Below are 25,168 nucleotides of genomic sequence, written 5' to 3' on the forward strand. Positions count from 1 at the left end.
GTCACTGCCGGCAGAGGGAGACCAGGTGAACTTCACGCAACGTCTCGGGGGCGGGGTTCGCAAGGCCGCCCGCACGACCCGTGCGGTCGTCCGCGACCTCGCCGGCGAGGCTGCGGACGCGGTCTACGCGCGCGTCCTCGACGGGGAGCACCTGTGGGTGGCGGTCCCGGCCGGGGCCGGCCGTCCGGCGCTGCAGGACCCCGCCACCGGCGAACTGACCGAGGCGGAGCCGCTGCCCGACGAGGACCCGGCGTACGCCTCGGCCCGCTGGCGCCTCACCGACGTGCTCCCCGAGACCGAGGACGCCGAGGCACTCCTGGTCGCCGTCGGCGACAAGGCGAAGCCGGCCGCGCTCCGGCTGGCGGTCGCACCGGCGGACAGCCACCTCCGGACGCCGCCGACCCCCGACGGGCGCTGGCGGTTCCTGGTGGTCACCGACGACGCCGGGTTCCTGCGGGTACGCCGCACCCGGGCCGCCCGCGTGGCCCGCCTCCTGGCGATCACGAGCGCCGGCGGCAGCGTGCAGCTGCGGCTCAGCCCACCGGAGGCCGGGCTCGAGCCCCGCCTGCACTTCGTGCGCAAGGACGGCACCGTCGCGCACTCGGTCGTCGCGGTCACCGACGGCGACGACGTCGTGGCGACGCTCGGCGCCGCCGACGTGCCGGCCCCGCAGGGCGGCTACCGCATCGCGGTCGGCCCCGCCGACGACCCGGTCACCGTGGCGCGCCTGACGAACGACCTGACGGTCGTCGAGGCGTCAGCCGTGCTGCTCCCGTTCCTCCTCGACCCCGAGACCGACATGGTCGCCGGCCGCTTCGTCTTCTCCGACCAGGGTGTCCTGCGCTTCGCGCGCAAGGTGAGCACGATCGGAGAGACCGCGTGAAGATCACGTTCCTGCTCCTCAACCTCGACGGCGGCGGCGGCACCGAGCGGTCGGTGGTGACCCAGGCCAACGCGCTGGCCGCGCTCGGCCAGGACGTCACCATCCTGAGCGCGCTGCGGACGAGCGATCGACCGCATTACGACGTCGACCCGGCGGTGTCGGTCCGCCGGCTCGTCGACCTGCGCGACCCGGAGACCCCGCGCACCGAGGACGACGTGGTCGCCGCCGACCTCACGGCGGCGCTGGCCGAGCGCCCGTCCCTGCTGGTCCCCGACCGCTGGGACGCGCAGTTCAGCGCGCTGACCGACGCCATGTACGAGCACGTCCTGCCGGCGCTGGACGCCGACGTGGTCGTGAGCGTCACGCCCGGCCTGCTCGCGGCCGCCGTGCAGCTCCTCCCCCGGCGGGTGGCGATCGTCCACCAGGAGCACCGCTCCTCGTCGGACCGCACGTCCGGGCTCGAGCCGCTGCTGACCTTCGCGCCGCGCGCGGACGTCGTCGCGCTGCTGACCCGCAGCGCGCAGGAGTGGCTCACCGAGACGCTCGGCCCGGTCGCGCCGCAGACCGTCGTCGTGCCGAACCCGCTCCCGCAGGGCTTCAAGCCGCGGTCGACGCTCGAGACCGGGCTGATCGTCGCGGCCGGGCGGTTCGTCGCCGAGAAGCAGATGACCAAGCTGATCGAGGCCTTCGGGGAGATCGCGGACCGGATCCCCGGCTGGCGGCTGCGGATCCTCGGCTCCGGCCCGCAGCGCCTCGACCTCATCCGGCTGATCCGGCGCCTGGGGCTCTGGGACCGCGTCGAGCTGCCCGGTCAGAGCGCCGACATGCCGTCGGAGTGGGCCGCGGCGAGCATCTCGGCGCTCCCGTCGCGCAGCGAGGGCCTGCCGCTGGTGGTCCAGGAGGCGATGGCCGCCGGCGTGCCCGTCATCGCCTTCGACAACCCGTCCGGCTCCCGTGCGGTCATCCGGCACGAGGTCAACGGCCTGCTGGTCGGCCCCGACGCGCTCTCCGGCCTGTCGACCGCGCTGCTGCGGCTCGCGACCGACGACGCCCTCCGGCACCAGCTCGGCGAGGGCGCCCTGGCCAGCTCGCGGCAGTACGCCCCCGAGGCGATCGCCCGTCGCTGGCTCACGATCTTCGAGGGCGCCGTCGAGCGCCGCTCGGGCGACCCGCGGCCCCTGCACCGGCGCGTGAGCGAGCTCGCCACGACGCCCGCGGCCACGGCCGACCTGCCGACGGCTGCCACGGACCTCACGCCCGCGGAGGCCCGCCGGATGGCGGTCTCCTGGGCCGTCCAGTGCGCCGCACGGGTCTCGCAGCGCTGGTTCGTCGTGCCCGCCCACGGCGACGACCCCGCGACGGTCGTGGTCCCGATGGCCGCCCGCTCGGCGTTCCTGACCGAGCTCGGCGGCCCGGAGGCGCCGGACCGGCTCAGCCTCGTCGACACCGCGGGCCACGGCTGGCCGGAGCGGCGCGACCGGATCGGCCGGCTCGCGGCCGAGCTCGCGCCGGAGCACACCGGGCGGGTCAGCCTCGAGCCGTGGCCGATGCTCGACGAGCAGTGGCCGGGCGTGCTGTCGTCCGGGTGTCGCATCCACGTCGAGTTCTGGGAGAGCGCCCCGAACGGCGACCTCGTCTCCGCGGGGCTCAACGCCTACACCAACCGGCTGCCGGCCGACTTCGAGACCGTCGAGGCCGAGATCGAGGGCGTGGTCGCCCGCACGCTGCCGCTGATGGCGCAGCCCACGGTCCGGGACTGCACCTTCCCGATCGACGCCGTCTACACCTGGGTCGACGGCGACGACCCGGAGTGGAACGCCGCCCGCGAGGCCCGGCTCGCGGAGGTCGGGCGGCCCCTGGACCGCACCGCGGCCGGGCGAGCCCGGTTCGTCAACCGCGACGAGCTGCGCTACTCCCTGCGCAGCCTCCACCTGTTCGCGCCCTGGATCCGCACGATCCACCTCGTCACCGCGGGCCAGGTGCCGTCCTGGCTGGTCGACCACCCGCAGGTCAACCTCGTGCACCACCGCGACATCCTGCCGGCCGACGCGCTGCCCACGTTCAACTCGCACGCGATCGAGAGCAGCATCCACAAGATCCCCGGGCTGGCCGAGCACTTCGTCTACCTCAACGACGACTTCCTCCTCGCGCGCCCGCAGCGGCCGCAGCGGTTCTTCGACCCGTCCGGCCACACCGCGGTCTTCTTCTCCAGCCACAACATCGGGATCGAGCACGACGGCGACGCCGCGCCCTGGCTGAAGGCGGCGTGGAACAACCGGCGGCTGCTGCGCGAGACCTTCGGGGTCGTCAGCACCCACAGCCTCGCGCACGCGCCGTACGCCCACCGCCGGTCGGTGCTCGAGGAGATCGAGCGGCGGTTCCCGGAGGAGATCGCCCGCACCGCCCGCTCGCCGTTCCGCGCCGACGACAACATCTCGCTGCTGTCGTCGTTCGCGCAGCACTACGGGCTGGCCACCGGCACTGCCGTCGTCGGGTCCTCCGAGAACGCCTACGTCGACATCAGCGCCAACGACGTGATCCGGAAGCTGCGGCGGCTCAAGCCCCGCGAGCAGGACTTCATCTGCCTCGGCGACCACCACGACCACGCGTTGACGCCGGCGGCGCTCAAGGAGGTCCTCGACGACTTCTTCACCTTCTACCTCCCGGTGCCCGCACGGTGGGAGAAGGCCGAGTAGCAGCTAGAGGACGAACCGGCTGCTCGGCCACAGGGCCGCGAGGTCCGCGTCGGGGAACCGGGACGCGACCGCGTGGTAGGTGTCGCCGAAGTACGTCGCCACCCGCTGGACCAGGTCGTCGGGCAGCGCCGCGACCGCCTTGCCCGACGAGACGTTCGACTTCTTCTCGAAGTCGGGCGTGCGGAAGTCGATCCCGACGAGGTCGCAGATCGCGCGCACCTCCTCCTCGCGGAAGAGCTGCTCGTAGAAGCCGTAGTGGATCTCGCTGCGGTCCCAGACGGCCTCGAGGTGGTCCAGGGTGCGCTCGTAGCGCGAGAACTGCTCGTACCGCGGGTCGTCGAAGAGCCGCTCGACCATCTGGTCCGCCGGCGCCGGGAACCGGGCCGGGCGCCGGCCCTCCTGCATCCGGATCTGCGACCAGATCCGGTCCACCGGGTCGCGCATGAGGAACAGCACGCGGGTGCGCACCTTGCGGGCCGCGAACCCGTCCCGGATCGACGCCAGCCGCTCGACCGGCAGCACGGCGTACTCGGGGGTGACGTCCGCGGTCGCCCGGAACCTCGGCCGGCTGCGGATCAGCCCGGTGAAGTAGTCGAAGTAGAACTCGGGGTCGGCGATCATCGCGGCCCGGTGCAGGTGGACCGGGTCGGCGGGCTCGCCGCGGCGGAGCTTGTCGAGCTCGGCCTGCGCCATGTCGAGGTTGCGCCCCAGCCACGGCTCGTCGGGCAGGTCGCTGCTGTCGAAGACGTGGTACTCCTTGCGGTAGCCGCGCACGAACTGCGGCGACCGCGCCAGGTAGTGGTGCACCCAGGTGGTGCCCGCCTTCTGCGCCCCGACGCCCAGCAGGAACGTCTTCGCGCCGCGGCCGCTCTTCACCGCTTCCAGGGGAGCCGGGAGCCGCCGCCGCCGGAGCTCGCCTGGTCGAGCTGGCCCTGGAGCCGCTCGACCTCGGTCTTGCGCCGGTTCAGGCGCTTGCGCAGCTCGGCGTTCTTCGCCTGCACCTCGCGGCGGCCGAGCGCGACGGCCCGGTTGGTGTGGTCGAGGGCGATCGCCTCGGCGTACTGGTGCAGCACGACGTAGCGGTCGTGGACGCCCGCGAGGGCCGCGATCGCGCCCTCGTCGTACGGCGCGTCGACGAGCGTGTTGCACGCGTCCCAGGCGATCGTCGCCTGCTCGCGCAGCTCGGGGATGGTGTCCACGTCGTCCCAGGTGATCTTGCTGCGGTAGAGCTTGGTGTCGATGAAGTCGTCGACGTCGTGGTGGTCGCGCGTGGAGAGGTCGGCGTTGAACGTGATGCCGAGCTGCTGCTGGGCGCGGGCCATCGCCGAGCGCCAGTCCTCGAGCAGGTCGGTGTAGCGCACGAAGGCGCGCTTGCGCGGCCGGGTCGCGACCTCGGTCTCGTACGCCGAGTTGACCCAGCCGGCCAGGTTCGCGGTCTGGCGGGTACGCCGGAACTCGTCGGTCTGGTTGGACAGGTAGTAGGTCTCGCGGGACTGCACGACCTCGGTCGGGTGCCGCAGCATGGTGAGGTACGACATCTCGATGCCGAGCTCGTCGGCGACGGACGCCCAGAGCTCGTGCGCCCAGAACGCGCGCGGGTCCTTGATGACCAGCTGCCCGCCGGGCCCGACCTCCGCGGCGTGCTCGGCCAGCCAGGTGCGCAGTTCGTCGTGCACCTCGGGGGCTGCCGCGGCGGCGGAGACGTCGGCGGCGGCCTGGGGCCGGGCGTCGTTCGTGCGCGCCGGGATGCTGTTGAGCAGCCGCTTGTGGAAGTCCACCACCCAGATCGGCTCGTAGAAGCCGCGCGGGTTCGTCTCGTCCGGCGGCATCTCGGGCTGCGGGACGTGCAGGCCGAGCCGCTTCAGGGTGCCGGCCACGGTGCTGGTGCCGCTGCGGCCGGAACCGGTGACGACGACGAGACGGACACGGTTCTCCGGTGGTGCTTCGGACACGGGCTTCCTCGTGGCTCGGGTGGGGCGACGCCTCAGCCTAGTGCCCGGAACGACAGGGCGTGCCATCGAGGACCGACGGGCGTGATCTCGACGCGGCGCGGGTCGAGGCCGTCGTGCGGGGCGTCGCCGCGCACGATCGCGACCTCCAGCCGCGACTCGGACAGGCCCTCGGCCAGCCCCTCGCCCCACTCCACCACCGTCACCGCGTCGTCGAGGGAGGTGTCGAGGTCGAGGTCGTCGAGCTCCTCGAGGCCGCCGAGGCGGTACGCGTCCACGTGCACCAGGTCCGGCCCGCCGATCAGCGACGGGTGCACGCGGGCGATCACGAACGTCGGCGAGGTGACGTCGCCGCGCACCCCGAGCCCGGCGCCGAGGCCCTGGGTGAACGTGGTCTTGCCCGCGCCGAGCTCGCCGCTGAGCACGACCAGGTCGCCCTGCGCGAGCTGGCCGGCGAGCGAGCGTCCCAGGGCGCGCATGGCGTCGGCGTCGCGGACCTGGAAGGCGTGGGTGCGCAGCGGCCGGCGCAGCTCGACGTTCGGGGAGTCGCGCCGGATCTCGCGGAAGCCCTGCCGCTCCCAGAAGCGGATGGTCGCGGGCAGCTCCTCCCGCGCGACGACCGTGAGGTCCTCCGAGCCCTCGGCGGCCTCGGCCGCGGCCTCGATCAGCTCGGCCGCGACGCCGTGCCCCTGGGCCGCCGGGTGCACCCCGAACCGGCGCAGGTACGTCGTGCTCCCGATCGGGTCGAGCACCAGCGCACCCACCGGCTCCCCGTCCAGGCAGGCGAGCAGGCCACCGTGCCCGGCGAGCTTCGCGGCGATCGTCTCCTCGGTCTCGGTCAGGGCGGCGGCCGGCGGGTCCAGCGGCGGTCGCGCCTCGAACGCCGCGCGGACGACCTCCAGCACCTGCGCCGCCGACTCCGGGCCGACGCGTCTCACCTCGAGCGTCACGCGTCGACTCCCGCCTGCGAGAGCAGCTTGTCGAGCTCGCCGTTGACCTCGTCGGACCGCTCGAGGATCACCATGTGCCCGGCGCCGTGGCACTCCAGGATCGTGGACCCGCCGATCCTGGCCTGCAGCTTCCGGCTGTGGCCGATGGAGGTCAGCTTGTCGTCGGTCCCGCAGATCACCGCGGTCGGCACCTTGGCGAGCACGCCGACGTGGTCGAACTTGTCGAGCTCGCTGAAGCCGGGGAAGAACTCCGCGACCACCTCGAACGGCGTGGCCGAGAGCATCCGGTCGACGAACGTCACGTAGCTGGCCGGGACGTCGTCGCCGAAGGCGAGCTCGTCGGTCGCCACGAGGGCGATGTTGCGGCCGATCCTGCGCAGCCCGTCGACCGCCCGGTGGCCACGGGCCAGCGTGGCGACGCCGCGGTGCACGCCGCGCGAGCCGGCCCAGCCCGGCACCATCGGCAGGAGGATGCGGCTGGGGTCGAGGCCGCCCGCGGTCGTCGAGACGAGCGCGGCGCCGACCACCCGGTCACCGAAGAGCTCGGGGTGCTGCTCGGCGAGCGCGACGATGGTCATCCCACCCATGGAGTGGCCGACGAGCACGACCGGGCCCTCGGGGACCACGTGGTCGAGCACCGTCAGGAGGTCCTGGCCGAGCTGGTCGATGGTGGCGTGGCCGATCGGCGACCTCCCGGACCGGCCGTGCGAGCGCTGGTCGTAGTAGACCGCGCGCACCCGACCGCGGTAGTGCTCGCGCTGGAAGTGCCAGCAGTCGAGGTTCAGCGCGTACCCGTGGCAGAACACCAGCGTGACCGGGGAGTCCGCCTCGTCGACCTCCACGTGCAGCGGCGTGCCGTCGTCGGTCACGACCGTCACCGGCTCGGCGCGCAGCGACCCGAACGCCGGGTTGTCGCCCGGGTGGCGGCGGCTGATCGCGCGGCGCTGGCGGGCGGCGACGCCGGCGCCGGCGGCGGCCAGGCCGAGTGCGGTCGCCGTGGCGCCGAGCAGGTGGGTGCGCATCCTCATGCGTTGACATGCCTCCTGGCGAACCGTCCGCCGATGCGGGTGACGATCTCGTACGAGATGGTGCCGGCGGCCTCCGCCCAATCCTGCGCGGTGGGCTCGCCGTGGGTGCCGGGGCCGAAGATCACGACGTCGGCGCCGGGAGCGGGGCTGTCGCCGTCGAGGTCGACGACGAACTGGTCCATGCACACGCGCCCGCGCATGGCGCGCTGCTTGCCCTCCACGAGGACGTGGGCGGCGTTGCTGGCGTGGCGCGGGATGCCGTCGCCGTACCCGGCGGGCACCAGGCCCACGGTCGTGTCGGTGTCGGCGATCCAGGTGTGCCCGTAGGAGACGCCGTCGCCGGCGTGGATCCGCTTGGTCATCGCGAGGGTGGCGCGGGCGGTCATCGCCGGGACCAGGCCGAGGTCCGGCGTCCGCCCGGGCGCGGGGTCCAGGCCGTACGACGCGAGCCCGAACCGCACGAGGTCCAGCCGGCTGCTGGGGCGCAGGATGCCGGCCGCGGAGTTCGCGAGGTGGCGGACCTCGGGGGTGAGCCCGCCCGCCAGCGCGAGTGCCTGGTGGAACACCCGCTCCTGGGCGTCGTTCGCGGGGTGGTCCGGGTCGTCGCTGGCCGCGAAGTGCGACCAGATGCCGGTGATCCGCCAGCTGCCGTCGCGCTCGCCCTGCTCGGCGCGCGCCACGACGGCGGGCCAGTCGGCGAGCGTGGCGCCGCCGCGGGACAGCCCGGTGTCGACCTTCAGCTGGACGCGGGCGGACCTGCCCGTCGCGGCGATCTCGTCGAGCTCGGCGACCGAGTACGCGGTGACGTCGATGCCGGCGTCGATCGCGGCGGCCCAGTCGTCGCCGGGAACCGTGAGCCAGCACAGCAGCGGGCCGTCGTCGCCGCTCGCGCGGAGGGCGAGCGCCTCGTCGATGGTCGTGACACCCAGCCACTCCGAGCCGGCCGCGCGCGCGGCGCGGGCGACCTCGACCATCCCGTGGCCGTACCCGTCGGCCTTGACCACCGTCATCGACGGCACGCCGGTCAGCTCGCGGAGCGTGCGGACGTTGTGCCGGATCGCCGCGAGATCGACGACGATCTCAGCGCGCGCGACCGGGGTCATGCGGTCAATTGTCCCATCACGGGGTCGGCAGCCCCCGCACGGCGTCCGGGATCGCCTCCGCGATGGCGCTCGCCACCAGCGGACCGCCCCGGCTCGCGAGCGTCGCCGCCGCGCCGTGCAACCACGAGCCGACCGACGCGGCGTCGTACGGCGTCAGGCCGGCCGCGAGCAGCGCGCCGACCAGCCCGCCGAGCACGTCGCCCGCCCCGGCCGTGGCCAGCCAGGGGGTGCCGGTGGTGGTGACCCGGGTGCGGCCGTCCGGGCGGGCGACCAGCGTGTGCCGGCCCTTGAGGAGCACGGTGCAGCCGTAGCGGGCCGCGGCCTCCCGGGCGTGGTGGAGGGGCCGCGCCTCGATGTCGGCGCGCTCCTGGCCGAGCATCGCGGCGAGCTCGCCGGCGTGCGGGGTGAGCACGGCGGCGTCCTCGGGGCCGGTGACGTGCTGGAGGGCGTCGGCGTCGATGACGAGCGGGACGCCGTCGGCGCGGGCCGCCGCGAGCTCCTCCCGCGCGCCGGCCCCACCCCCGGAGCCGACCACCCAGGCCTGAACCCTCCCCTCGCCGACGACCTCGGGGTGCACCTCGCGCACGGTGTCCGCGGCGGCGCCGACGTACCGGACCATGCCGCAGAGCCCGCTGTCGGCGCCGGCGACGCTCAGCAGGGCGGCGCCGGGGTACTGCGCGCTGCCGGCGCGGATGCCGACCACGCCGCGGGTGTACTTGTGCGCGTCCGGGGCCGGCCGGGGCAGCAGGCGGGCGACGTCCTGGGGCTGGAGCGCCTCGACCGGCGCCTCGGGGAGCTCGAGGCCGATGTCGACGAGGTGCACCGCGCCGCACGCCTGCGCGGCCGGGTCGACGAGGTGGCAGACCTTGTGCGTGCCGAAGGTGACGGTCAGGTCGGCGGTCACGTGCGGGCCGTCGAGCTCGCCGGTGTCGACGGCGACGCCGCTCGGCGTGTCGACGGCGACGACCGGGACGCCTCGGACGCCCTCCAGGGCCTGCTGCGCGGCCTCCCGCAGCCCGGGCTGGCCGCCGATCCCGACGATACCGTCGACCACCAGGTCCGGGCGGGTCGGGTCGTCGGTGATCCGCCCCCCGGCGCTCCTCAGCGCCGCGACGCCCCCCTCGTGGGCGCGGTCGGACAGCAGCCGCGCCTCGACCCGTGCCCCGCGCCGGGCCAGCAGCGCGCCGGCGTACAGCGCGTCCCCGCCGTTGTCCCCCGACCCGGCCAGCAGCAGCACCCGCCGGCCGTACGCGCCGCCGAGGAGGTCGATGACGGCGTACGCCAGCCCGGCCGCTGCCCGCTGCATCAGCGCGCCCTCCGGCAGCGTCCGCATCAGCGCCGCCTCCGCCGCCCGCACCTGCTCGACCGTGTGCGCGCTCCTCATGGGCTCACGCTAGCGGGCCCGCTTTCATCGGGTCGTGTGCCTGAGAACGCGGCATAGCGCGTGCTCAGGCACACGACCCGACCCCTGTGGACAACGACGAGCCCGCCCGCGCGATCGGGGAAGCGTTCCGGCATGAACGACGTCCTCGAAGCACTCATCGCGTCGCAGCACGGCATGGTCGCCCGCCGGCAGCTGAACCGACACGGCGTCGACTGGGACCGGGTGCGCGACCATGGCTATGCGCGACGCTGGGTGGAGCGGACTCCCCGCGTGATCAGCACCGTGACCGGCGAGCTGACCCGGGCCCAGCGGGAGTGGCTCGCGGTCCTCCACGCCGGCGAGCGCAGCATGCTCGGCGGACTCACGGCGGCCGAGCGGCACGGACTGACGGGGTGGCACCGGGACGCGGTGACGGTCTACGTCGACGACGAGCTCAGCTTCGAGCCGGTCGACGGGGTCCGGTTCTTCCGCAGTCGCCGCCCGTTCGACCTGCTGCGGCACCCACGCCCGGTCATCCCGACCTGCCGACTCGAGCCCGCCGTGCTGCTGTTCGCGGCGTACCAGACGACCCCTCGGCCCGCCCACGGCGTGATCGCCGCGAGCGTCCAGCAGCGGCTGACCACGGCCGAGCGCATGGTCGAGTGGATCGACGTCCTCCGGCCGCTGCGCTGGGCGAAGCCGTTCAAGCGCACCCTGGGCGACATCGCCGGGGGTGCGCACTCGGGGGCCGAGCTCGACGTGCGACGCATGTGCCGCCGCTACGGGATCCCGATGCCCACGGGCCAGCAGGCCCGGGTCGACCGGTCCGGCAAGCGACGGTGGACCGACTGCGAGTGGACGCTGCCCGACGGCACCACACTCGTGCTCGAGGTCGAAGGGTCCTTTCACCTCGACGTGCTCGAGTCCATGAGCGACCACCGGCGCGGGCGCCGCCTCACCACCGCGAACCGGATCGTGATCCGGTGCTCGGCGTTCGAGCTGCGGTTCGAGCCCGCAGAGGTCGCCGCCGACCTGATCGCCCTCGGACTACCGGGTCGTGTGCCTGGGAACGCGGCATAGCGCGTGCTCAGGCACACGACCCGAAGTCACGCGGACTCCAGCACCACCACCGCCGACGCGATGCCGGCGTCGTGAGAGAGCGAGAGGTGCACGGAGGAGACGCCGAGCTCGGCGGCGCGGGCGGCGACGGAGCCGCGGACCTCGAAGAGCGGGCGGCCGGAGGACTCGGAGACGACCTCGGCGTCGTGCCAGTGCATCCCCGAGGGGGCGCCGAGCGCCTTGGCGAGCGCCTCCTTGGCCGCGAACCGGGCCGCCAGCGACGCGAGCGGCCGGGACGCCTCGGCGGGGGTGAAGATGCGCCCGACCAAGCCGGGGGTCCGCTCCAGCGACTCCCCGAACCGCTCGATGTCGACGACGTCGATGCCGACCCCGAGGATCATCGGGGTCCCCGCGAAAAGGCAAGCGAAGCGCGTTTTCGTGGGGTGTTCATTCGACGGTGACCGACTTGGCGAGGTTGCGCGGCTGGTCGACGTCGTGGCCCATCACGGTCGCGAGCTCGCACGCGAAGAGCTGCAGCGGCACGACGGCCACCAGCGGCTGCAGCAGCACCGGCACCTTCGGCAGGCGGAGCACCACGTCGGCGTACGGCGTGATCGCGTCGTCGCCCTCCTCCACCAGGCAGATCGTGCGCGCGCCCCGGGCGCGCACCTCCTGGATGCCACTGACCATCTTGTCGCGAAGCTGGTCCCGTCCCGCCGGCGGCACGACGCAGAGCACCGGGAGGCCCTGCTCGACCAGCGCGATCGGGCCGTGCTTGAGCTCGCCGGCGGCGAAGCCCTCGGCGTGCAGGTACGCGAGCTCCTTGAGCTTGAGCGCCCCCTCCAGCGCGACCGGGTAGCCGGCGTGCCGGCCCAGGAACAGCACCGACCGGGTGCCGACGTGCTCGCGCGCCAGGGCGTAGACGTCGTCGGCCGACGCCAGCACCGACTCGATGTGCGACGGCATCGCCTCGAGCTGGCGCACCACCTGCGAGATCTCGTCGCCGAACCGGGTGCCCTTGACCTGCGCGAGGTAGAGCGCGAGCAGGTAGCAGGCGACCAGCTGGGTCAGGAAGCCCTTGGTCGACGCGACGCCGATCTCGGGGCCGGCGTGCGTGTAGATGACGGCGTCGGACTCGCGCGGGATCGTCGAGCCGTTGGTGTTGCAGATCGCCAGCACCTTCGACTTCTGCGCCCGCGCGTGCCGGATCGCCTGCAGCGTGTCCGCGGTCTCGCCGGACTGGCTGATCGCGACGACCAGCGTGGAGTAGTCGAGGATCGGGTCGCGGTACCGGAACTCCGAGGCCAGCTCGACCTCGACCGGGATCCGGCACCAGTGCTCGATCGCGTACTTCGCGACCAGGCCCGCGTAGAACGACGTGCCGCACGCGATGATGATGATCTTGTCGACGTCGCGCAGCTCCTGGTCCGAGAGCCGCATCTCGTCGAGCTGCAGGTGCCCCTCCGCGGTACGGCGTCCGAGCAGCGAGTCGGCCACGGCGCGGGGCTGCTCGAAGATCTCCTTGCGCATGAACCAGTCGTGGCCGTCCTTCTCGGCCGCGGACAGGTCCCAGTCGACGTGGTAGCGCCGGCCGTCGGACGGCGTGCCGTCGAAGTTGCGCACGTCCACCGAGTCCCGGGTGATCGTCACGACCTGGTCCTGGCCCAGTTCCATCGCCTCGCGGGTGTGCTCGATGAACGCCGCCACGTCGGAGCCCAGGAAGTTCTCCCCCTCCCCGACGCCGACCACGAGCGGCGAGTTGCGCCGCGCCGCCACGACCCGCGACGGGTCGAGGGCGTCGACGGCCACCAGCGTGAACGCGCCCTCGAGGCGGCGCACCAGCGCCAGCATCGCCGAGGTCAGGTCCGCGCCCGCGAGCACCTCGAGCTCCAGCAGCTGCGCCGCGACCTCGGTGTCGGTCTCCGACACGAGGTGGTGGTCGCCCGCCTCGAGCTCGGCGCGCAGCTCGGCGAAGTTCTCGATGATGCCGTTGTGCACCAGCGCCACGCGGCGCGTCGCCCCGGTGTGCGGGTGCGCGTTCACGTCGTTCGGCGCGCCGTGGGTCGCCCAGCGGGTGTGCCCCATGCCGACCGTGGTCGGCGGCAGCGCGTCGTCCGCGATCGCCTTCTCGAGGTTCGCGAGCTTGCCGGCGCGCTTCTCGGTGGCCAGCCGCCCGTCCGCGACGAGGGCGATCCCGGCGGAGTCGTAGCCGCGGTACTCCAGGCGCCGCAGGCCCTCGACGACCACGTCCTGGGCTCCCCTGTGACCCACGTAACCCACGATCCCGCACATGGGTGTCACCCTAGCTGCGGGCCCCTGCAACAATCGCGCCCATGTCTTCGAACGGCGGGCCGCCGGAAGAGTCATCGCCGTACCTGGAGCTCGACCGCTCCGCCTGGGCGGCGCTGGCGTCCGAGGTGGAGAACCCGCTCACCGCCGACGAGATCCGGCAGCTGCGCGGCCTGGGCGACCAGCTCGACCTCGACGAGGTCCAGCAGATCTACCTGCCGCTGTCGAAGCTGCTCAGCCTGTACGTCGAGTCCGCGGGCACGCTCTACCGGCACCAGGAGGAGTTCCTCCACCAGGTCCAGCCGCAGCGCACGCCGTTCGTCATCGGCCTCGCCGGCTCGGTCGCGGTCGGCAAGTCCACGACCGCCCGCGTGCTGCAGCAGATGCTCGCGCACTGGCCCGAGCACCCGAACGTCGCGCTCGTGACCACCGACGGCTTCCTCTACCCGAATGCCGAGCTCGAGCGCCGCGGCCTCCTGCAGCGCAAGGGCTTCCCGGAGTCCTACGACCGCCGCGCGCTGCTGCGCTTCGTCGTCGACATCAAGTCCGGCAAGGACGAGGTCGAGGCGCCGGTCTACTCGCACCTGACCTACGACGTGCTGCCCGACGAGAAGGTCGTGGTCAAGCGGCCCGACATCGTGATCATCGAGGGGCTCAACGTGCTGCAGCCCGCCCGGGTCCGCGAGGACGGCCGCACCGGGCTGACCCTGAGCGACTTCTTCGACTTCTCCGTGTACGTCGACGCCGGCACCAGCCACATCCGCGACTGGTACGTCGACCGGTTCCTGCGGCTGCGCGAGACGGCGTTCCGCGACCCGGAGTCGTACTTCTCGCGGTACGCCGCCCTGTCCCACGACGAGGCCGTCGACGAGGCCCGCCGGATCTGGGACACCATCAACGGCCCGAACCTGGCGCAGAACGTGCTGCCGACCCGCTCCCGGGCGACGCTGGTGCTGCGCAAGGACCGCGACCACTCGGTCCGCTACGTGCGGCTGCGCAAGCTCTGACCGGTCGCGGGGTTCGGCGGTCAGCAGCCAGAACCCGCACGACACGCCGGCAGCACACGGCGTGTCGTGCGGGTTTCGGCTGCCAGCAGCCGAAACCGCGCATCAGCCCACGTCGCGACGCAGCGTGGTGAGCCGCCCGACCAGCGCCAGCACCGCGCCGTACCCGAGCAGCACCATCAGCGCCGCCCAGCGCGGCAGCAGGTCGCCCGACCCGCCGCCGTACGCCACGAAGAAGCTGGCGCCGATCACGCCGTCCGCGGCCGCGCCGGGCAGGAACTTCGCGATCCCGTCGGTGAGGTCGAACGCGCCCAGCGCGAAGCGCGCGATCGGCTCGACGAACTGCGTGAACGCCAGGATCACCACGATCGCCGCGACCTGGTTGGGCAGCACGCTGCCGAACGCCACGCCGATCACGGCCCACAGGGCGGTCACGACGACGCTGAGCAGCAGCACCTCGATCACGTCGGGGTCGGTCAGGAACGCACCGTCGCCCCAGCCGGCCAGCAGCGGCGCGCTGCCGAGCACGACCGCGGCGGTGGCGACCAGGCCGTACAGCAGGCCCACCGGGACCGTCGCCAGGAGCTTCGCGCCGAGGAAGACCGAGCGCCGGGGCTCGACCAGCAGCGACTGGGTGATGGTCTGGTGCCGGAACTCCGTGGTCATCGCCAGGCTCCCGATCACCAAGGGGAAGACGTAGCCGACGCCGTTGGTGAGCCCGTAGACCGCCGTGGCGGCGTCCACGCCGTGCAGCGTGACCCCGCCGGACCGGTCCTCGGGGGCGAAGACCAGCGAGAACGCCAGCACCGCGCCGATGAAGGCCAGGTACGCCGCCAGCGCGATCAGCAGCACCCACCACATCCGGGTGCTGACCAGCTTGCGGTACTCCGCGACGAGGGCGGGCCTCACCGGGTGCCTCCGGTGAGCCGCAGGAACACGTCCTCGAGGTCGCCGCCGCGGCTGGCCAGCTGGTGCAGCTCGATGCCGGCACGGTACGCCGCCGCGCCGACCTCGGCCGCGGTCGCGGTGCCGACGAGCAGCCCGCGGTCGGCCGGTCGCGCCGGCCACCCCCGCTCCTCGCACAGCCGCGAGACCCCGCCGAGGTCGGGCGACTCGACGTACGTCTCCGGCGCGGCCAAATGGGCGAGGTCCTCCAGCGAGGACGCGTGCACCAGCCGGCCCTGCGCGATGATCACCACGTCGTCGACGGTGTGCTGCACCTCGGCGAGCACGTGGCTGGAGACCAGCACCGTGCGGCCCTCGTCCGCGAACCGGCGCAGCAGCCGCCGCAGCCAGACGATGCCCTCGGGGTCCAGGCCGTTCGCGGGCTCGTCGAGCACGATCGCGGGCGGGTCGCCCAGGAGCGCGGTGGCGAGCGCGAGCCGCTGCCGCATGCCCATGGAGTAGCCGCCGACCCGGCGGTCCGCCGCGGCGCCGAGCCCGACGAACTCGATCAGCTCCCGGCACCGCTGCCGGGCGACGCCGACCTGCGGGGCGAACACCTCGAGGTGGCCGAGTCCCGTGCGTCCCGGGTGGAACGACGAGGCCTCGAGCGCGGCGCCCACCACGCGGGCGGGCCGCTCGTGCTCGACGTACGGCCGGTCTCCGACCAGGGCGCGGCCCGCGGTGGGCCGGGTGAGGCCGAGCAGCATCCGCAGCGTGGTGGTCTTCCCGGCGCCGTTCGGGCCGAGGAACCCGGTGACCGCGCCCGACCGGATCGTGAACGTCAGGCCGTCGACCGCTCGCACGGAGCCGAAGCTCTTCGCGAGGCCCTCGACGGAGAGGGTGGGCCCGGCGGCCATGTCACAGGGCCAGCTGGCGCCTGACCACGCCGGCGAGCCGCTCCGCGACGGAGCGCGCCTCCTCCTGCGTCGCCGCCTCGACCATCACCCGCACCAGGGGCTCGGTGCCGGAGGGCCGCAGCAGGATCCGGCCGGTGTCGCCCAGCACGGCCTCCTCCTCGGCCACCGCTGCCGCGAGCACGGCGTCCTCGTCGGCCCGGGTCTTGTCGACGTCGGGGACGTTCACGAGCACCTGCGGCAGCCGCGTCACGACCGAGGCCAGCGACTGGAGGCTCTGGCCGGTGGCGGCCATCCGCTCCAGCACGTGCAGCGCGGTGAGGATGCCGTCGCCGGTCGTGGCGTACTCGCTCATGATGACGTGGCCGGACTGCTCGCCGCCGAGCGAGTAGCCGGAGACCCGCATCGCCTCCAGCACGTACCGGTCGCCGACCTTGGTCTGGCGGACGCCGATGCCGGCGGCCCGCATCGCGTGCACGAAGCCGAGGTTGCTCATCACGGTGGCCACGACGGTGTTCTTCGCGAGGTGGCCGGTCTCGGCCATGCCGATCGCGAGGACGGCCATGAGCTGGTCGCCGTCGACGTCGTTGCCCTCGTGGTCGACCGCGAGGCAGCGGTCCGCGTCCCCGTCGAGCGCGAAGCCCACGTCGGCGCCGTGCTCGACCACCGCGGCCCGGAGGGGCTCGAGGTGCGTCGAACCGCAGCCGTCGTTGATGTTCAGCCCGTCCGGCTCGACGTTGATCGCGATCACCTCGGCGCCGGCGGCGCGCAGCGCGGCCGGCCCGGCCTCGTACGCCGCGCCGTGCGCGCAGTCGAGCACGACCTTGATGCCGGTCAGCGGCTTGTCGATCGTGCCGACGAGGTGCTCGACGTACTCCTCGACCGGGGTGCCGTACGGCGTCACTCGCCCGACCTGACCGCCCAGCGGCCGGTCCCAGTCCTCGTCGAGGTGCTGCTCGATCTGCTTCTCGACCAGGTCGTCGAGCTTGAGCCCGCCGCGGGCGAGGAACTTGATGCCGTTGTCGGGCATCGGGTTGTGCGACGCGCTGATGACGACGCCGAGGTCGGCGCCCAACGCCTGCGTCATGTAGGCCACGGCTGGGGTCGGCAGCACCCGCAGCCGGAACACGTCGACCCCGGCCGCCGCGAGCCCCGCGACGACGGCGTGCTCGAGGAACTGGCCCGAGATGCGCGTGTCCCGGCCCACCACGGCGAGCGGGCGGTGACCCTCGAACTCGCCCCGGTCGGCCAGGACACGGGCGGCGGCAACGGAAAGGTCCAGGGCCAGCTCGGCGGTCAGCTGACCGTTCGCCAGGCCCCGGACCCCGTCCGTGCCGAACACACGCGGCATGCGCGTCGTACTTAGCGCTTGCTGAACTGAGGCGCCTTGCGGGCCTTCTTCAGACCGGCCTTCTTGCGCTCGATGACGCGGGCGTCACGGGTGAGCAGGCCGGCCTTCTTGAGCGACGGGCGGTTCGCCTCGACGTCGACGGCGTTCAGGCAGCGGGCCACGCCCAGGCGCAGCGCGCCGGCCTGGCCGGTGATGCCGCCGCCGTGGATGCGGGCGATCACGTCGAAGCGGCCCTCGAGCTGCAGCGCGGCGAACGGCTCGTTCACGACCTGCTGGTGCAGCTTGTTGGGGAAGTACGAGTCCAGCGTCCGGCCGTTGACGGTCCACTGACCGGTGCCGGGGACGATGCGGACGCGGGCGACGGCCTCCTTGCGGCGGCCGGTGGCCGCGGCGGGGGCGATGGTCGCCGGACGGGCGGGGGTGTCAGCGGACGGGGCGCTCTCCGAGCTGTAGGCGATGCCCTGCTCGTCGGCCTCGTAGGTCTCCTCGACCTCGGCGGTGGTGTCAGCCACGATGTTCCTCACTCAGACTTTCGTAGGCGATTCAGATGATTACTGGGAGATCTGCTTGATCTCGAACGGAATGGCCTTCTGGGCCTGGTGCGGGTGGTTGGGCCCGGAGTAGACCTTCAGCTTCTTCAGCATCTGACGGCCGAGCTTGTTCTTCGGCAGCATGCCCCACACGGCCTTCTCGATGGCCTTGCGGGCGTCCTTCTCGAGGACCTCGCCGATCGGGGTGGAGGACAGACCGCCCGGGTAGCCCGAGTGGCGGTAGGCCATCTTGGTGGTCTTCTTGTCGCCGGAGAGGGCGACCTTCTCCGCGTTGACGACGATGACGAAGTCACCGGTGTCGACGTGCGGGGCGAAGATCGGCTTGTGCTTGCCGCGCAGGAGGTTCGCGGTCTGCACCGCGAGGCGGCCGAGGACGACGTCGGTGGCGTCGATGACGTGCCACTCGCGCGAGATGTCGCCGGGCTTGGGGCTGTACGTGCGCACGGAGGAGCTTCCTTCGTTCGTAGGGCCCGGTCGACTCGGTGCCGGCCGGGGGGTGGTGCTACGCCTTCTGACGAACACTGCCCGGCTCCCCACGTGGGTGGCGTCCGGGTCTGCACCCCGATCCCGTGGCGGGTCGGAGCGCGGCAGGAGGCGCGACTGACAAGAGTACGGGGGTGCGTCTGCGCAGGTCAAAACCGCAGGGCGGGCTCCGTCGTGGACCGGTGGTCCCAGGGTCTCGAGACGCGTCGCGAAGCCTCGCGCTGGCGCGCGTGTCCCCGCCGACGCTCCTCGACCTCCTCGGCCGGCGTTCCCTCCTCGCAGGCTCGGAGTGAACGGTCCTCGGACACCGGGTTTCGCGGACGCTGGAGGCGCAGTCTAAGTTGAGAGCGTGACTGAATCTCTCACCGTCCGCGACAACCGCACCGGACAGGAGTACGAGGTCCCGATCGCTGACGGCGCCATCAAGGCCGCGGATCTGGGCAAGATCAAGGCCGCCGAGGACTCCCCCGGCCTGGCCGTGTACGACCCGGGCTTCGTCAACACCGCGTCCTGCCGCAGCGCCGTCACCTTCATCGACGGTGACAAGGGGATCCTGGAGTACCGCGGCTACCCGATCGAGCAGCTGGCCGAGAAGTCGACGTTCCTCGAGGTGGCGTACCTCCTCATCCACGGCTCCCTGCCCACGAAGGCGGAGTACGAGTCCTGGGTCCACGAGATCACGTACCACACGTTCGTCCACGAGAACGTCAAGGAGTTCATGCAGGGCTTCCGGTACGACGCGCACCCGATGGGGATGCTGATGGCGTCGGTCGGGGCCCTGTCGACGTTCTACCCGGACGCGCGCAACATCAGTGACGCCGACAACCGGCACATGCAGATCGTGCGGATGATCGCCAAGATGCCGACGCTCGGGGCCTGGTCGTTCCGCCACGCGCAGGGCAAGCCGTTCGTCTACCCGGACAACGAGCTGAGCTACACCGCGAACTTCCTCTCGATGCTGTTCAAGATGAGCGAGCACCGGTTCGAGGCGGACGAGCGCCTGGTCAAGGCGCTCGACGTGCTGTTCATCCTGCACGCCGACCACGAGCAGAACGCCTCGACCAACGCGGTCCGTTCCGTCGGGTCGACCCAGGTGGACCCCTACTCCGCGGTCGCGGCCGGCGTCGGCGCCCTCTACGGGCCGCTGCACGGCGGCGCCAACGAGGCGGTGCTGCGGATGCTGCGCCGGATCGGCACCAAGGACAACATCTCCGCCTTCATCCAGGGCGTGAAGGACGGCAACGAGCGGCTGATGGGCTTCGGCCACCGGGTCTACAAGAACTACGACCCGCGCGCGAAGATCATCAAGAAGGCGTGCGAGGACGTCTTCGAGGTCACCGGCGTGAACCCGCTCCTCGAGATCGCCCAGGAGCTGGAGAAGATCGCGCTCGAGGACGAGTACTTCGTCAGCCGCAAGCTGTACCCGAACGTCGACTTCTACTCGGGCCTGATCTACGAGGCGCTGCAGTTCCCACCCGAGATGTTCACGGTCCTGTTCGCGATCGGCCGCACCCCGGGCTGGCTGGCCCAGTGGCTCGAGCTGGTCCAGGACAAGGAGCAGAAGATCGCCCGGCCGAAGCAGATCTACACCGGCGACCGCAACCTGGACTTCGTGCCCGCGTCCGAGCGCTGGAGCTGAGCGGAGCGAGGCCCAGCGCTCGGACGAAGCCCGGGCCGGGTTGAGTAGTGGCACGGCTGAGCCCGCGAAGCCGTGACCCACGTATCGAAACCAAGCCCCGCGTCCGAGCGCTGGAGCTGATCTCCGGCACGCCCTGACAGGAGCCCCACCGCAGCAGCGGTGGGGCTCCTGTCGCGTCCGGGCTCGTGCGCCCCCATAGCCCGCCACGACGCCGCCCGGACCAGAACCGACCGGAATTCACCCTTCCGCGCACCCGTGGTCTGCACCGGCGGCCGCCGATCCGGCGCGGTCGCTTGCTGCGGGCCGGTGCGCCATCCATCCTGCGGCGGGGGATCTGACCGCTTCGTCGCCGGCCCGCTCGGGCGCGCGTCCGTACGACGCCTTCGACGGGGGACACACGATGAGTCAACGCAGGACGCGTCTCGCAGCAGTGCTCGCGACGCTCGCCACGGTCGTCACCGCGGCCCTGGTGCTGGTGGGGCAGCCGAGCACGGCCTCCGCGGCGCCCGACGACGCCCGGTGCCGCCCCGGCGCCGGGGCGGCCCGCGCGTGTGGTTCGGTGCTGACGGTCACGGTGTCGGGCGCCGGGACCGTCACGGCCCCCGGCGACCCCGCCATCAGCTGCCGCGAGGTCCCGCCGCCGCGGGCGCACCGCGCCATGCCTTCCACGTGCTCGTCGACGTACGGCGGCGGCGCGGTGGTGCTGACCGCGACCGCTGACGACGACCACCGGTTCCTGGAGTGGACGGGCTGCGGGACCGTCGACGGGAACCGCTGCACCGTGACGATGACCCAGGACCGCTCGGTCACCGCGACGTTCGTCGTGGACACCCGCGTGGTGGGTGTGCAGGTCCAGGGGGGCGGCACGGTCGTCTCCGACCCCGAGGGCATCGAGTGCCGGGCGGGCGACGACCAGCAGCGTGCCCGCGGGAAGAAGACCTCCTGCTACGGCGACTTCCTCCGGGGGGCCGAGGTGACGCTGACCGCCGTCCCCGACGCGGGCCAGCGGTTCACCGGCTGGACGGCTCCGGTCCTGCTCCGCTCCGGCGGTCGCGACGCCCCGGAGCCCGCCTGTTCCGGCGCCGCCCCGAGCTGCACCTTCACCGTGACCGGGGACCCGCGGGCCCGGGCCACCTTCGCTCCGGCCACTCCGACGGTCTCGAACACGCTCCGTGTCTCGACCGCGGGCGCCGGCACGGGCACCGTGACCAGCGACGGCGCAGGCATCGACTGCGGCGCCGACTGCTGGGAGGCGTACGACCAGGGCACGGTCGTCACCCTGACCGCCAGGCCGGCTGCGGGCTCGGAGTTCGCCGGGTTCTGGGGCTGCTCGGGGAAACCCTGCGCCGTGACCATGGACAAGGCGCGCCACGTGACGGCCACGTTCACGGTGCCCGCACCCGCCGACACGTCGGCACCGGACACCCTGATCACCTCGGTGCCGCGCTTCCCGGCCAACGACCACTCGCAGTTCCGGTTCGCCTCGACCGAGGAGGGCTCGACGTTCCAGTGCTCGATGGACGGCGGCGCGCGTGCGGACTGCGTGTCCGGCGTCGACTTCCCGTGCCTGGCGCCGGGCCGCCACACGTTCTCGGTCTGGGCGACCGACCCCGCCGGCAACGCCGACCCGACGGCGGCGTCGCACCGCTTCCGCGTGCACGCCAACGGAGGTTGCCCACCTCGCTAGCGTGGCGCCGTGACCGACACCCCGGCCGCGGTGATCCTCGACCTCGGCAACGTCCTGATCGCCTGGGACCCCCGCCTCGCCGTCGCGGCGGGGGTCGGCGCCGAGGAGACCGCGCGGTTCTTCGCCGCCGACGACTTCGACTTCTTCGCGTGGAACCACGTGCAGGACAGCGGCCGACGCTGGGCCGACGGGGTCGCGGAGGTGGGCCGGACGCACCCGCACTGGGCCGAGCACGCGGCGGCGTACCTCGAGCACTTCCCGGCCTCGCTGAGCGAGGTCCCGGGCAGCCTCGACGTCGTGCGCGACCTGCACGCCGCCGGCGTACCCATGGTCGGCCTCACGAACTGGTCCGACGAGCTCTACTACCCGTACGCCGCCGAGGAGTTCGCCGTGCTGCGGCTGCTCGACGACGTGGTGGTGTCGGGCGAGGTGAAGGTGGCCAAGCCCGACCCGCGCGCCTACGCGATCGCCGCCGAGCGCGCCGGGCAGCCCTTCGACCGCCTGGTGTTCGTCGACGACAGCCCCGCGAACGTCGCGGCCGCACGCGCCCTCGGGATGGACGCGATCCTCTTCACCGACGCCGCCGCGCTCCGCACCGAGCTGCGCAGCCGCGGCCTGCCCGTGTGATCAGCGCTCGACCCGCACCGTCCGCGACACCGCGCGACCGCGGCTCGGGTCGACGGTCACGGTCACCGCGTCGAGCCTCGCCAGGTGCCGCTTCGCCGCGGCGCTGAGCGGCAACGACGCGGTCGAGGACCTCCCGGGCTTCAGGCCGACGGTGCCGCGGGCCAGCACCTTCGCGCCCGCCTTCACGGTGACCGCGCCCCGGCCGGGCATCGAGGAGACGACCCGCATCGAGAACGACGAGCCCGCGAGGCGTGGGGCGCCGACGAAGCCCGCGGTGTCCGAGCCCGGCTGCACGGTCACCGTGGCGCTCGCGGCGTTGTTCGCCGGGTTGGCGTCGGTCGACGTCGAGGTCACCGTCGCGACGTTCACGACGGTCACCGGGACGCGCGTGCCCATCTCGGTGCCCGTGCGGTCGTTGAGGCACAGCAGGTCGAGCGTGGCGCTCTTCGCCGTCCCGGACTGGTTGAACAGCCGGAAGGCGCGCTCCTTGAGCCGCGGGTCGTTGCCCCAGTGCTGCACGCCCGGTGGCAGGTCGAACGTCGCGACGACGCCCTTCGCGTCGTCCGGACAGGTCACCTTGAACTCGGTGCCCTCGTCCGCCGTGTCGCCGGGGACGGAGACCGTGTCCACGACGTGGGTGAACCGCAGCCGGTGCGTGTGCCCGGCGTAGGGGCTGGTCGTCGTCGACAGGCACCGGGCGCTGACGGCGGCGGTCACCGGTGACGAGGCGTCGAAGGTGAAGGTCCAGGTGCGGTTCGCGTAGTCGGCCTCCGAGCCGACGAGCACCGCCGCCGCGGACGAGAGGTCGTAGCCCGGCGCGATCGGGACGGTGCCCGTGCGGCAGGTCAGCGTCACGGAGGCGCGACCCGGAGCCAGCGCCTGCGAGGCGGTGACGAGGGCGCCGTCGGCGAGCAGGTCGTGCCGGTGACCGTTGTTGCCGCCCTCGGTCCGGCCCGGGAGGCAGACGGTGAACGCCTTCGCCTGGACCCGGCCCGCGGCGTCGTTGCGGATGACGCCCTTCCAGGTGCCGAGGCCCGTGCTCTGCGCGCTGAGGATCTGCACGTCGGAGAAGGTGCCGGTCCCCTGGTCGACGTGGTCGATGCGGAAGTCTCCGTCGGAGAGGATGTCCCCGGGGTCGCAGGACACCGACACCGACTTCTGCTCACCCGGCTCGAGGTCGACCTGGACCTCGGGGTGGTACGGCGTCATCCAGTGCTCGTCGCCGGTCTCGCCGACGGGGCCGGCGCCGGCGATCGGGTTCGCGGTCACCGTGATCGTGACCGTGCTCGACGCCCCGGCGGCGAGGTTGCCGACGGCGCAGGTGACGACGCCCGCGGTCTGGGTGCAGGGCGCCGACGCGGACACGAACGTGACTCCGGCCGGCAGGGTGTCGTGGACGACGACCCCGGTCGCGCCGGCGTCCCCGACGTTCGTCGCGGTCAGCGTGTAGGTGAAGGTGTCACCGCCGGTCGGCGTCACGGTCGACGCCGACTTGGTGATCGTGACGTCCGGGGTGCCCGGCGTCGGCGGCGGCGGCGGGACGCAGGAGCTGCTCGGTAGCAGGTTCTGGTGGGTCTCGAAGTTCGAGGAGAAGCTCTTCGCGATGACCTGGCCGATGGTGTGGCCGACGGAGCTCACCGTGAACGCCGCGCGCGGCGCCAGGATGTGCCCGCCCCAGGCGGAGCCGTAGCTCATGGTCAGCGTGGTGGCGTCCGGGAAGTTCCAGACGATCCCCGGGTATGACGCCATCACCGTGTCGTTGACCTGGCTGGCGCCGGACGACACGTCCCACATCTGGCCGGCGAGGGTCACCGACGTGCCGGGCACGTTGATGATCGTGGTGGCGCTGCCCGGGACGCGGTAGCCGACGTGCTTGCCGGCCGCGAGGTCGGCGGCCTGGGCGGGGGTCAGCGTGAAGACGTTCAGCGCCGGGTCGGTGCCGGTGAACACCAGCGCCGGGTTGCCGCCCGCCGTACCGCTGCTCACCGTGCCCGTGGCGCTCGCGGCGCCCCAGGCCGTCGACAACGCGCGCAGCTGGGCGAACGACGCCGCGAAGTCGATCGGGTTGCTCCCGAGGTACCCGGTGCCGGCGCCGCCGTTGAAGTTCACCCCGGTCTGCGGCGTGACGTAGGCGCTGCCCTTCTGGAGGTTGTAGGTGCCGTGGGTGCCGGCGACCACGAGCGCGGCGGAGCCGGCCGGGAACCCGGACGGCAGGCGGGTGCCGACGGTCATCCCACCGGCGCTGTGGTCGCCCCCGTAGGCGATGGCGCCCTCGGACTCCGAGCCACGGCTCCCGTTCCTCTCGACGAACTCGGTCCAGCCCGTCGCCGGGCCGAACGCGTTCGAGACAGTCGTGCACGAGACAGGCGTGCGCGCAGCTGCCCCGCCCCCGCTGAGCTGCAGCACGACGAGCGAGCCGAGGCAGCAGGCGAGGACGGCGGCGAGAGCAGGAAGACGGCGCGCGCGGAGCGCGCGCGTTGACCCAGACGTGCTCATACGGTCTACCCCCCAGTAGGTCAGCACCATCGACGGTGCCACCTCCGCGCGGGCGGGGCCGCGCCTTTGCCGAAATCGCCCGGGACCGGACTGGACCGGGAGGGCGTGTCGGTTTCCCCGGTCAACCGGGGAAACCTGTACTTGCGGGCCGAAACTTCGAATCTCCTGACTGATGTGTGGGTCAGGTTCGGCCGGGGAGGACGGGTCGGTG

Annotated in this window: 21 protein-coding genes; 7 read left to right on the forward strand and 14 right to left on the reverse strand. The window is 72.9% G+C overall.

Features of this window, described 5'->3' with window-relative positions; translation table 11 throughout:
* The first annotated feature begins 25 nt into the window (after positions 1–25).
* Positions 26–883: a hypothetical protein gene (locus ABD086_RS24900; RefSeq protein WP_343911321.1), complete on the forward strand. Its 858-nt coding sequence runs from the start codon at positions 26–28 to the stop codon at positions 881–883.
* Positions 880–3,579 (forward strand): stealth conserved region 3 domain-containing protein, encoded by a 2,700-nt coding sequence (locus ABD086_RS24905; protein ID WP_343911323.1) that lies wholly within the window; start codon positions 880–882, stop codon positions 3,577–3,579. The genes ABD086_RS24900 and ABD086_RS24905 overlap by 4 nt, the downstream gene beginning before the upstream one ends.
* 3 nt (positions 3,580–3,582) lie before the next feature.
* Here the strand turns inward: ABD086_RS24905 and ABD086_RS24910 are convergent, their stop codons facing one another.
* The 6 genes from ABD086_RS24910 to ABD086_RS24935 are packed head-to-tail and all read right to left on the reverse strand — an operon-like array spanning position 3,583 to position 9,993.
* Positions 3,583–4,455 carry a sulfotransferase gene (locus ABD086_RS24910; protein ID WP_343911325.1) on the reverse strand — a complete coding sequence of 291 codons (873 nt, stop codon included), beginning with the start codon at positions 4,453–4,455 and terminating at the stop codon, positions 3,583–3,585.
* Positions 4,452–5,531: a sulfotransferase family protein gene (locus tag ABD086_RS24915; RefSeq protein WP_343911327.1), complete on the reverse strand. Its 1,080-nt coding sequence runs from the start codon at positions 5,529–5,531 to the stop codon at positions 4,452–4,454. Before ABD086_RS24915 ends, ABD086_RS24910 begins: the two co-directional genes overlap by 4 nt.
* 32 nt (positions 5,532–5,563) lie before the next feature.
* Positions 5,564–6,478, reverse strand: a complete 915-nt coding sequence (gene tsaE / locus ABD086_RS24920; RefSeq protein ID WP_343911329.1) for a tRNA (adenosine(37)-N6)-threonylcarbamoyltransferase complex ATPase subunit type 1 TsaE — start codon at positions 6,476–6,478, stop codon at positions 5,564–5,566.
* Entirely contained in the window at positions 6,475–7,506 is a 1,032-nt protein-coding gene (locus ABD086_RS24925; RefSeq protein ID WP_343911331.1) for an alpha/beta fold hydrolase, read from the reverse strand. The genes tsaE and ABD086_RS24925 overlap by 4 nt, the downstream gene beginning before the upstream one ends.
* Positions 7,503–8,609 (reverse strand): alanine racemase, encoded by a 1,107-nt coding sequence (gene alr / locus ABD086_RS24930; RefSeq protein WP_343911333.1) that lies wholly within the window; start codon positions 8,607–8,609, stop codon positions 7,503–7,505. Before alr ends, ABD086_RS24925 begins: the two co-directional genes overlap by 4 nt.
* A 16-nt stretch (positions 8,610–8,625) precedes the next feature.
* Positions 8,626–9,993, reverse strand: a complete 1,368-nt coding sequence (locus tag ABD086_RS24935; RefSeq protein WP_343911335.1) for an NAD(P)H-hydrate dehydratase — start codon at positions 9,991–9,993, stop codon at positions 8,626–8,628.
* Between the two features lie 132 nt (positions 9,994–10,125).
* Between ABD086_RS24935 and ABD086_RS24940 the strand changes: the two genes are divergently transcribed.
* On the forward strand, positions 10,126–11,052 hold the full coding sequence (locus ABD086_RS24940) for a hypothetical protein (RefSeq protein WP_343911337.1): 927 nt from the start codon (positions 10,126–10,128) through the stop codon (positions 11,050–11,052).
* 26 nt (positions 11,053–11,078) lie between these two features.
* Here the strand turns inward: ABD086_RS24940 and ABD086_RS24945 are convergent, their stop codons facing one another.
* Positions 11,079–11,432, reverse strand: coding sequence for a holo-ACP synthase (locus tag ABD086_RS24945; RefSeq protein ID WP_343911339.1), 354 nt, complete (start codon positions 11,430–11,432; stop codon positions 11,079–11,081).
* Between the two features lie 46 nt (positions 11,433–11,478).
* Complete coding sequence (gene glmS / locus ABD086_RS24950; protein WP_343911341.1) at positions 11,479–13,323, reverse strand: glutamine--fructose-6-phosphate transaminase (isomerizing); 1,845 nt, start codon at positions 13,321–13,323, stop codon at positions 11,479–11,481.
* A gap of 41 nt (positions 13,324–13,364) precedes the next feature.
* On the opposite strand from glmS, the gene coaA reads away from it, so the two are divergent.
* Positions 13,365–14,327, forward strand: a complete 963-nt coding sequence (gene coaA / locus ABD086_RS24955; RefSeq protein ID WP_343911343.1) for a type I pantothenate kinase — start codon at positions 13,365–13,367, stop codon at positions 14,325–14,327.
* A gap of 102 nt (positions 14,328–14,429) precedes the next feature.
* Here coaA and ABD086_RS24960 read toward each other — a convergent pair whose 3' ends face one another.
* Genes ABD086_RS24960 through rplM form a run of 5 tightly spaced genes read right to left on the reverse strand, consistent with a single transcriptional unit; the run spans position 14,430 to position 18,469 of the window.
* On the reverse strand, positions 14,430–15,233 hold the full coding sequence (locus tag ABD086_RS24960) for an ABC transporter permease (protein ID WP_343911345.1): 804 nt from the start codon (positions 15,231–15,233) through the stop codon (positions 14,430–14,432).
* On the reverse strand, positions 15,230–16,126 hold the full coding sequence (locus tag ABD086_RS24965) for an ABC transporter ATP-binding protein (protein WP_343911347.1): 897 nt from the start codon (positions 16,124–16,126) through the stop codon (positions 15,230–15,232). Before ABD086_RS24965 ends, ABD086_RS24960 begins: the two co-directional genes overlap by 4 nt.
* Before the next feature lies 1 nt (position 16,127).
* Positions 16,128–17,474 carry a phosphoglucosamine mutase gene (gene glmM / locus ABD086_RS24970; protein ID WP_343911349.1) on the reverse strand — a complete coding sequence of 449 codons (1,347 nt, stop codon included), beginning with the start codon at positions 17,472–17,474 and terminating at the stop codon, positions 16,128–16,130.
* An 11-nt stretch (positions 17,475–17,485) separates the two neighbouring features.
* The gene (gene rpsI / locus ABD086_RS24975; RefSeq protein WP_343911351.1) at positions 17,486–17,986 is read right to left on the reverse strand and encodes a 30S ribosomal protein S9; all 501 of its coding nucleotides are present in this window, start codon (positions 17,984–17,986) and stop codon (positions 17,486–17,488) included.
* Between the two features lie 39 nt (positions 17,987–18,025).
* Complete coding sequence (rplM, locus tag ABD086_RS24980) at positions 18,026–18,469, reverse strand: 50S ribosomal protein L13 (RefSeq protein WP_343911353.1); 444 nt, start codon at positions 18,467–18,469, stop codon at positions 18,026–18,028.
* A 388-nt stretch (positions 18,470–18,857) separates the two neighbouring features.
* Here rplM and ABD086_RS24985 point away from each other — a divergent pair, with 388 nt between their 5' ends.
* The 3 genes from ABD086_RS24985 to ABD086_RS24995 all read left to right on the forward strand — a co-directional run bounded on the left by ABD086_RS24985 (position 18,858) and on the right by ABD086_RS24995 (position 22,461).
* Positions 18,858–20,147: a citrate synthase gene (locus ABD086_RS24985; RefSeq protein WP_343911354.1), complete on the forward strand. Its 1,290-nt coding sequence runs from the start codon at positions 18,858–18,860 to the stop codon at positions 20,145–20,147.
* 400 nt (positions 20,148–20,547) lie between these two features.
* The gene (locus ABD086_RS24990) at positions 20,548–21,834 is read left to right on the forward strand and encodes an InlB B-repeat-containing protein (protein WP_343911355.1); all 1,287 of its coding nucleotides are present in this window, start codon (positions 20,548–20,550) and stop codon (positions 21,832–21,834) included.
* 9 nt (positions 21,835–21,843) lie between these two features.
* On the forward strand, positions 21,844–22,461 hold the full coding sequence (locus ABD086_RS24995) for an HAD family hydrolase (protein ID WP_343911357.1): 618 nt from the start codon (positions 21,844–21,846) through the stop codon (positions 22,459–22,461).
* Here ABD086_RS24995 and ABD086_RS25000 read toward each other — a convergent pair whose 3' ends face one another.
* A complete protein-coding gene (locus ABD086_RS25000) occupies positions 22,462–24,957 on the reverse strand; it encodes a choice-of-anchor A family protein (RefSeq protein ID WP_343911359.1) in 2,496 nt (831 codons plus the stop codon). It lies immediately after the preceding gene.
* Positions 24,958–25,168 lie beyond the last annotated feature (211 nt).

Source organism: Nocardioides aquiterrae (assembly GCF_039526625.1).
Lineage (GTDB): Bacteria > Actinomycetota > Actinomycetes > Propionibacteriales > Nocardioidaceae > Nocardioides > Nocardioides aquiterrae.

Bases quoted from the DNA above. Each gene is read 5' to 3' on its own strand.
- ABD086_RS24925 (WP_343911331.1), bottom strand. From the start codon at position 7,506: ATGAGGATGCGCACCCACCTGCTCGGCGCCACGGCGACCGCACTCGGC.
- glmS (WP_343911341.1), bottom strand. From the start codon at position 13,323: ATGTGCGGGATCGTGGGTTACGTGGGTCACAGGGGAGCCCAGGACGTG.
- ABD086_RS24990 (WP_343911355.1), top strand. From the start codon at position 20,548: ATGAGTCAACGCAGGACGCGTCTCGCAGCAGTGCTCGCGACGCTCGCC.
- ABD086_RS24965 (WP_343911347.1), bottom strand. From the start codon at position 16,126: ATGGCCGCCGGGCCCACCCTCTCCGTCGAGGGCCTCGCGAAGAGCTTC.
- ABD086_RS24935 (WP_343911335.1), bottom strand. From the start codon at position 9,993: ATGAGGAGCGCGCACACGGTCGAGCAGGTGCGGGCGGCGGAGGCGGCG.
- ABD086_RS24945 (WP_343911339.1), bottom strand. From the start codon at position 11,432: ATGATCCTCGGGGTCGGCATCGACGTCGTCGACATCGAGCGGTTCGGG.
- glmM (WP_343911349.1), bottom strand. From the start codon at position 17,474: ATGCCGCGTGTGTTCGGCACGGACGGGGTCCGGGGCCTGGCGAACGGT.
- ABD086_RS25000 (WP_343911359.1), bottom strand. From the start codon at position 24,957: ATGAGCACGTCTGGGTCAACGCGCGCGCTCCGCGCGCGCCGTCTTCCT.
- alr (WP_343911333.1), bottom strand. From the start codon at position 8,609: ATGACCCCGGTCGCGCGCGCTGAGATCGTCGTCGATCTCGCGGCGATC.
- ABD086_RS24940 (WP_343911337.1), top strand. From the start codon at position 10,126: ATGAACGACGTCCTCGAAGCACTCATCGCGTCGCAGCACGGCATGGTC.
- coaA (WP_343911343.1), top strand. From the start codon at position 13,365: ATGTCTTCGAACGGCGGGCCGCCGGAAGAGTCATCGCCGTACCTGGAG.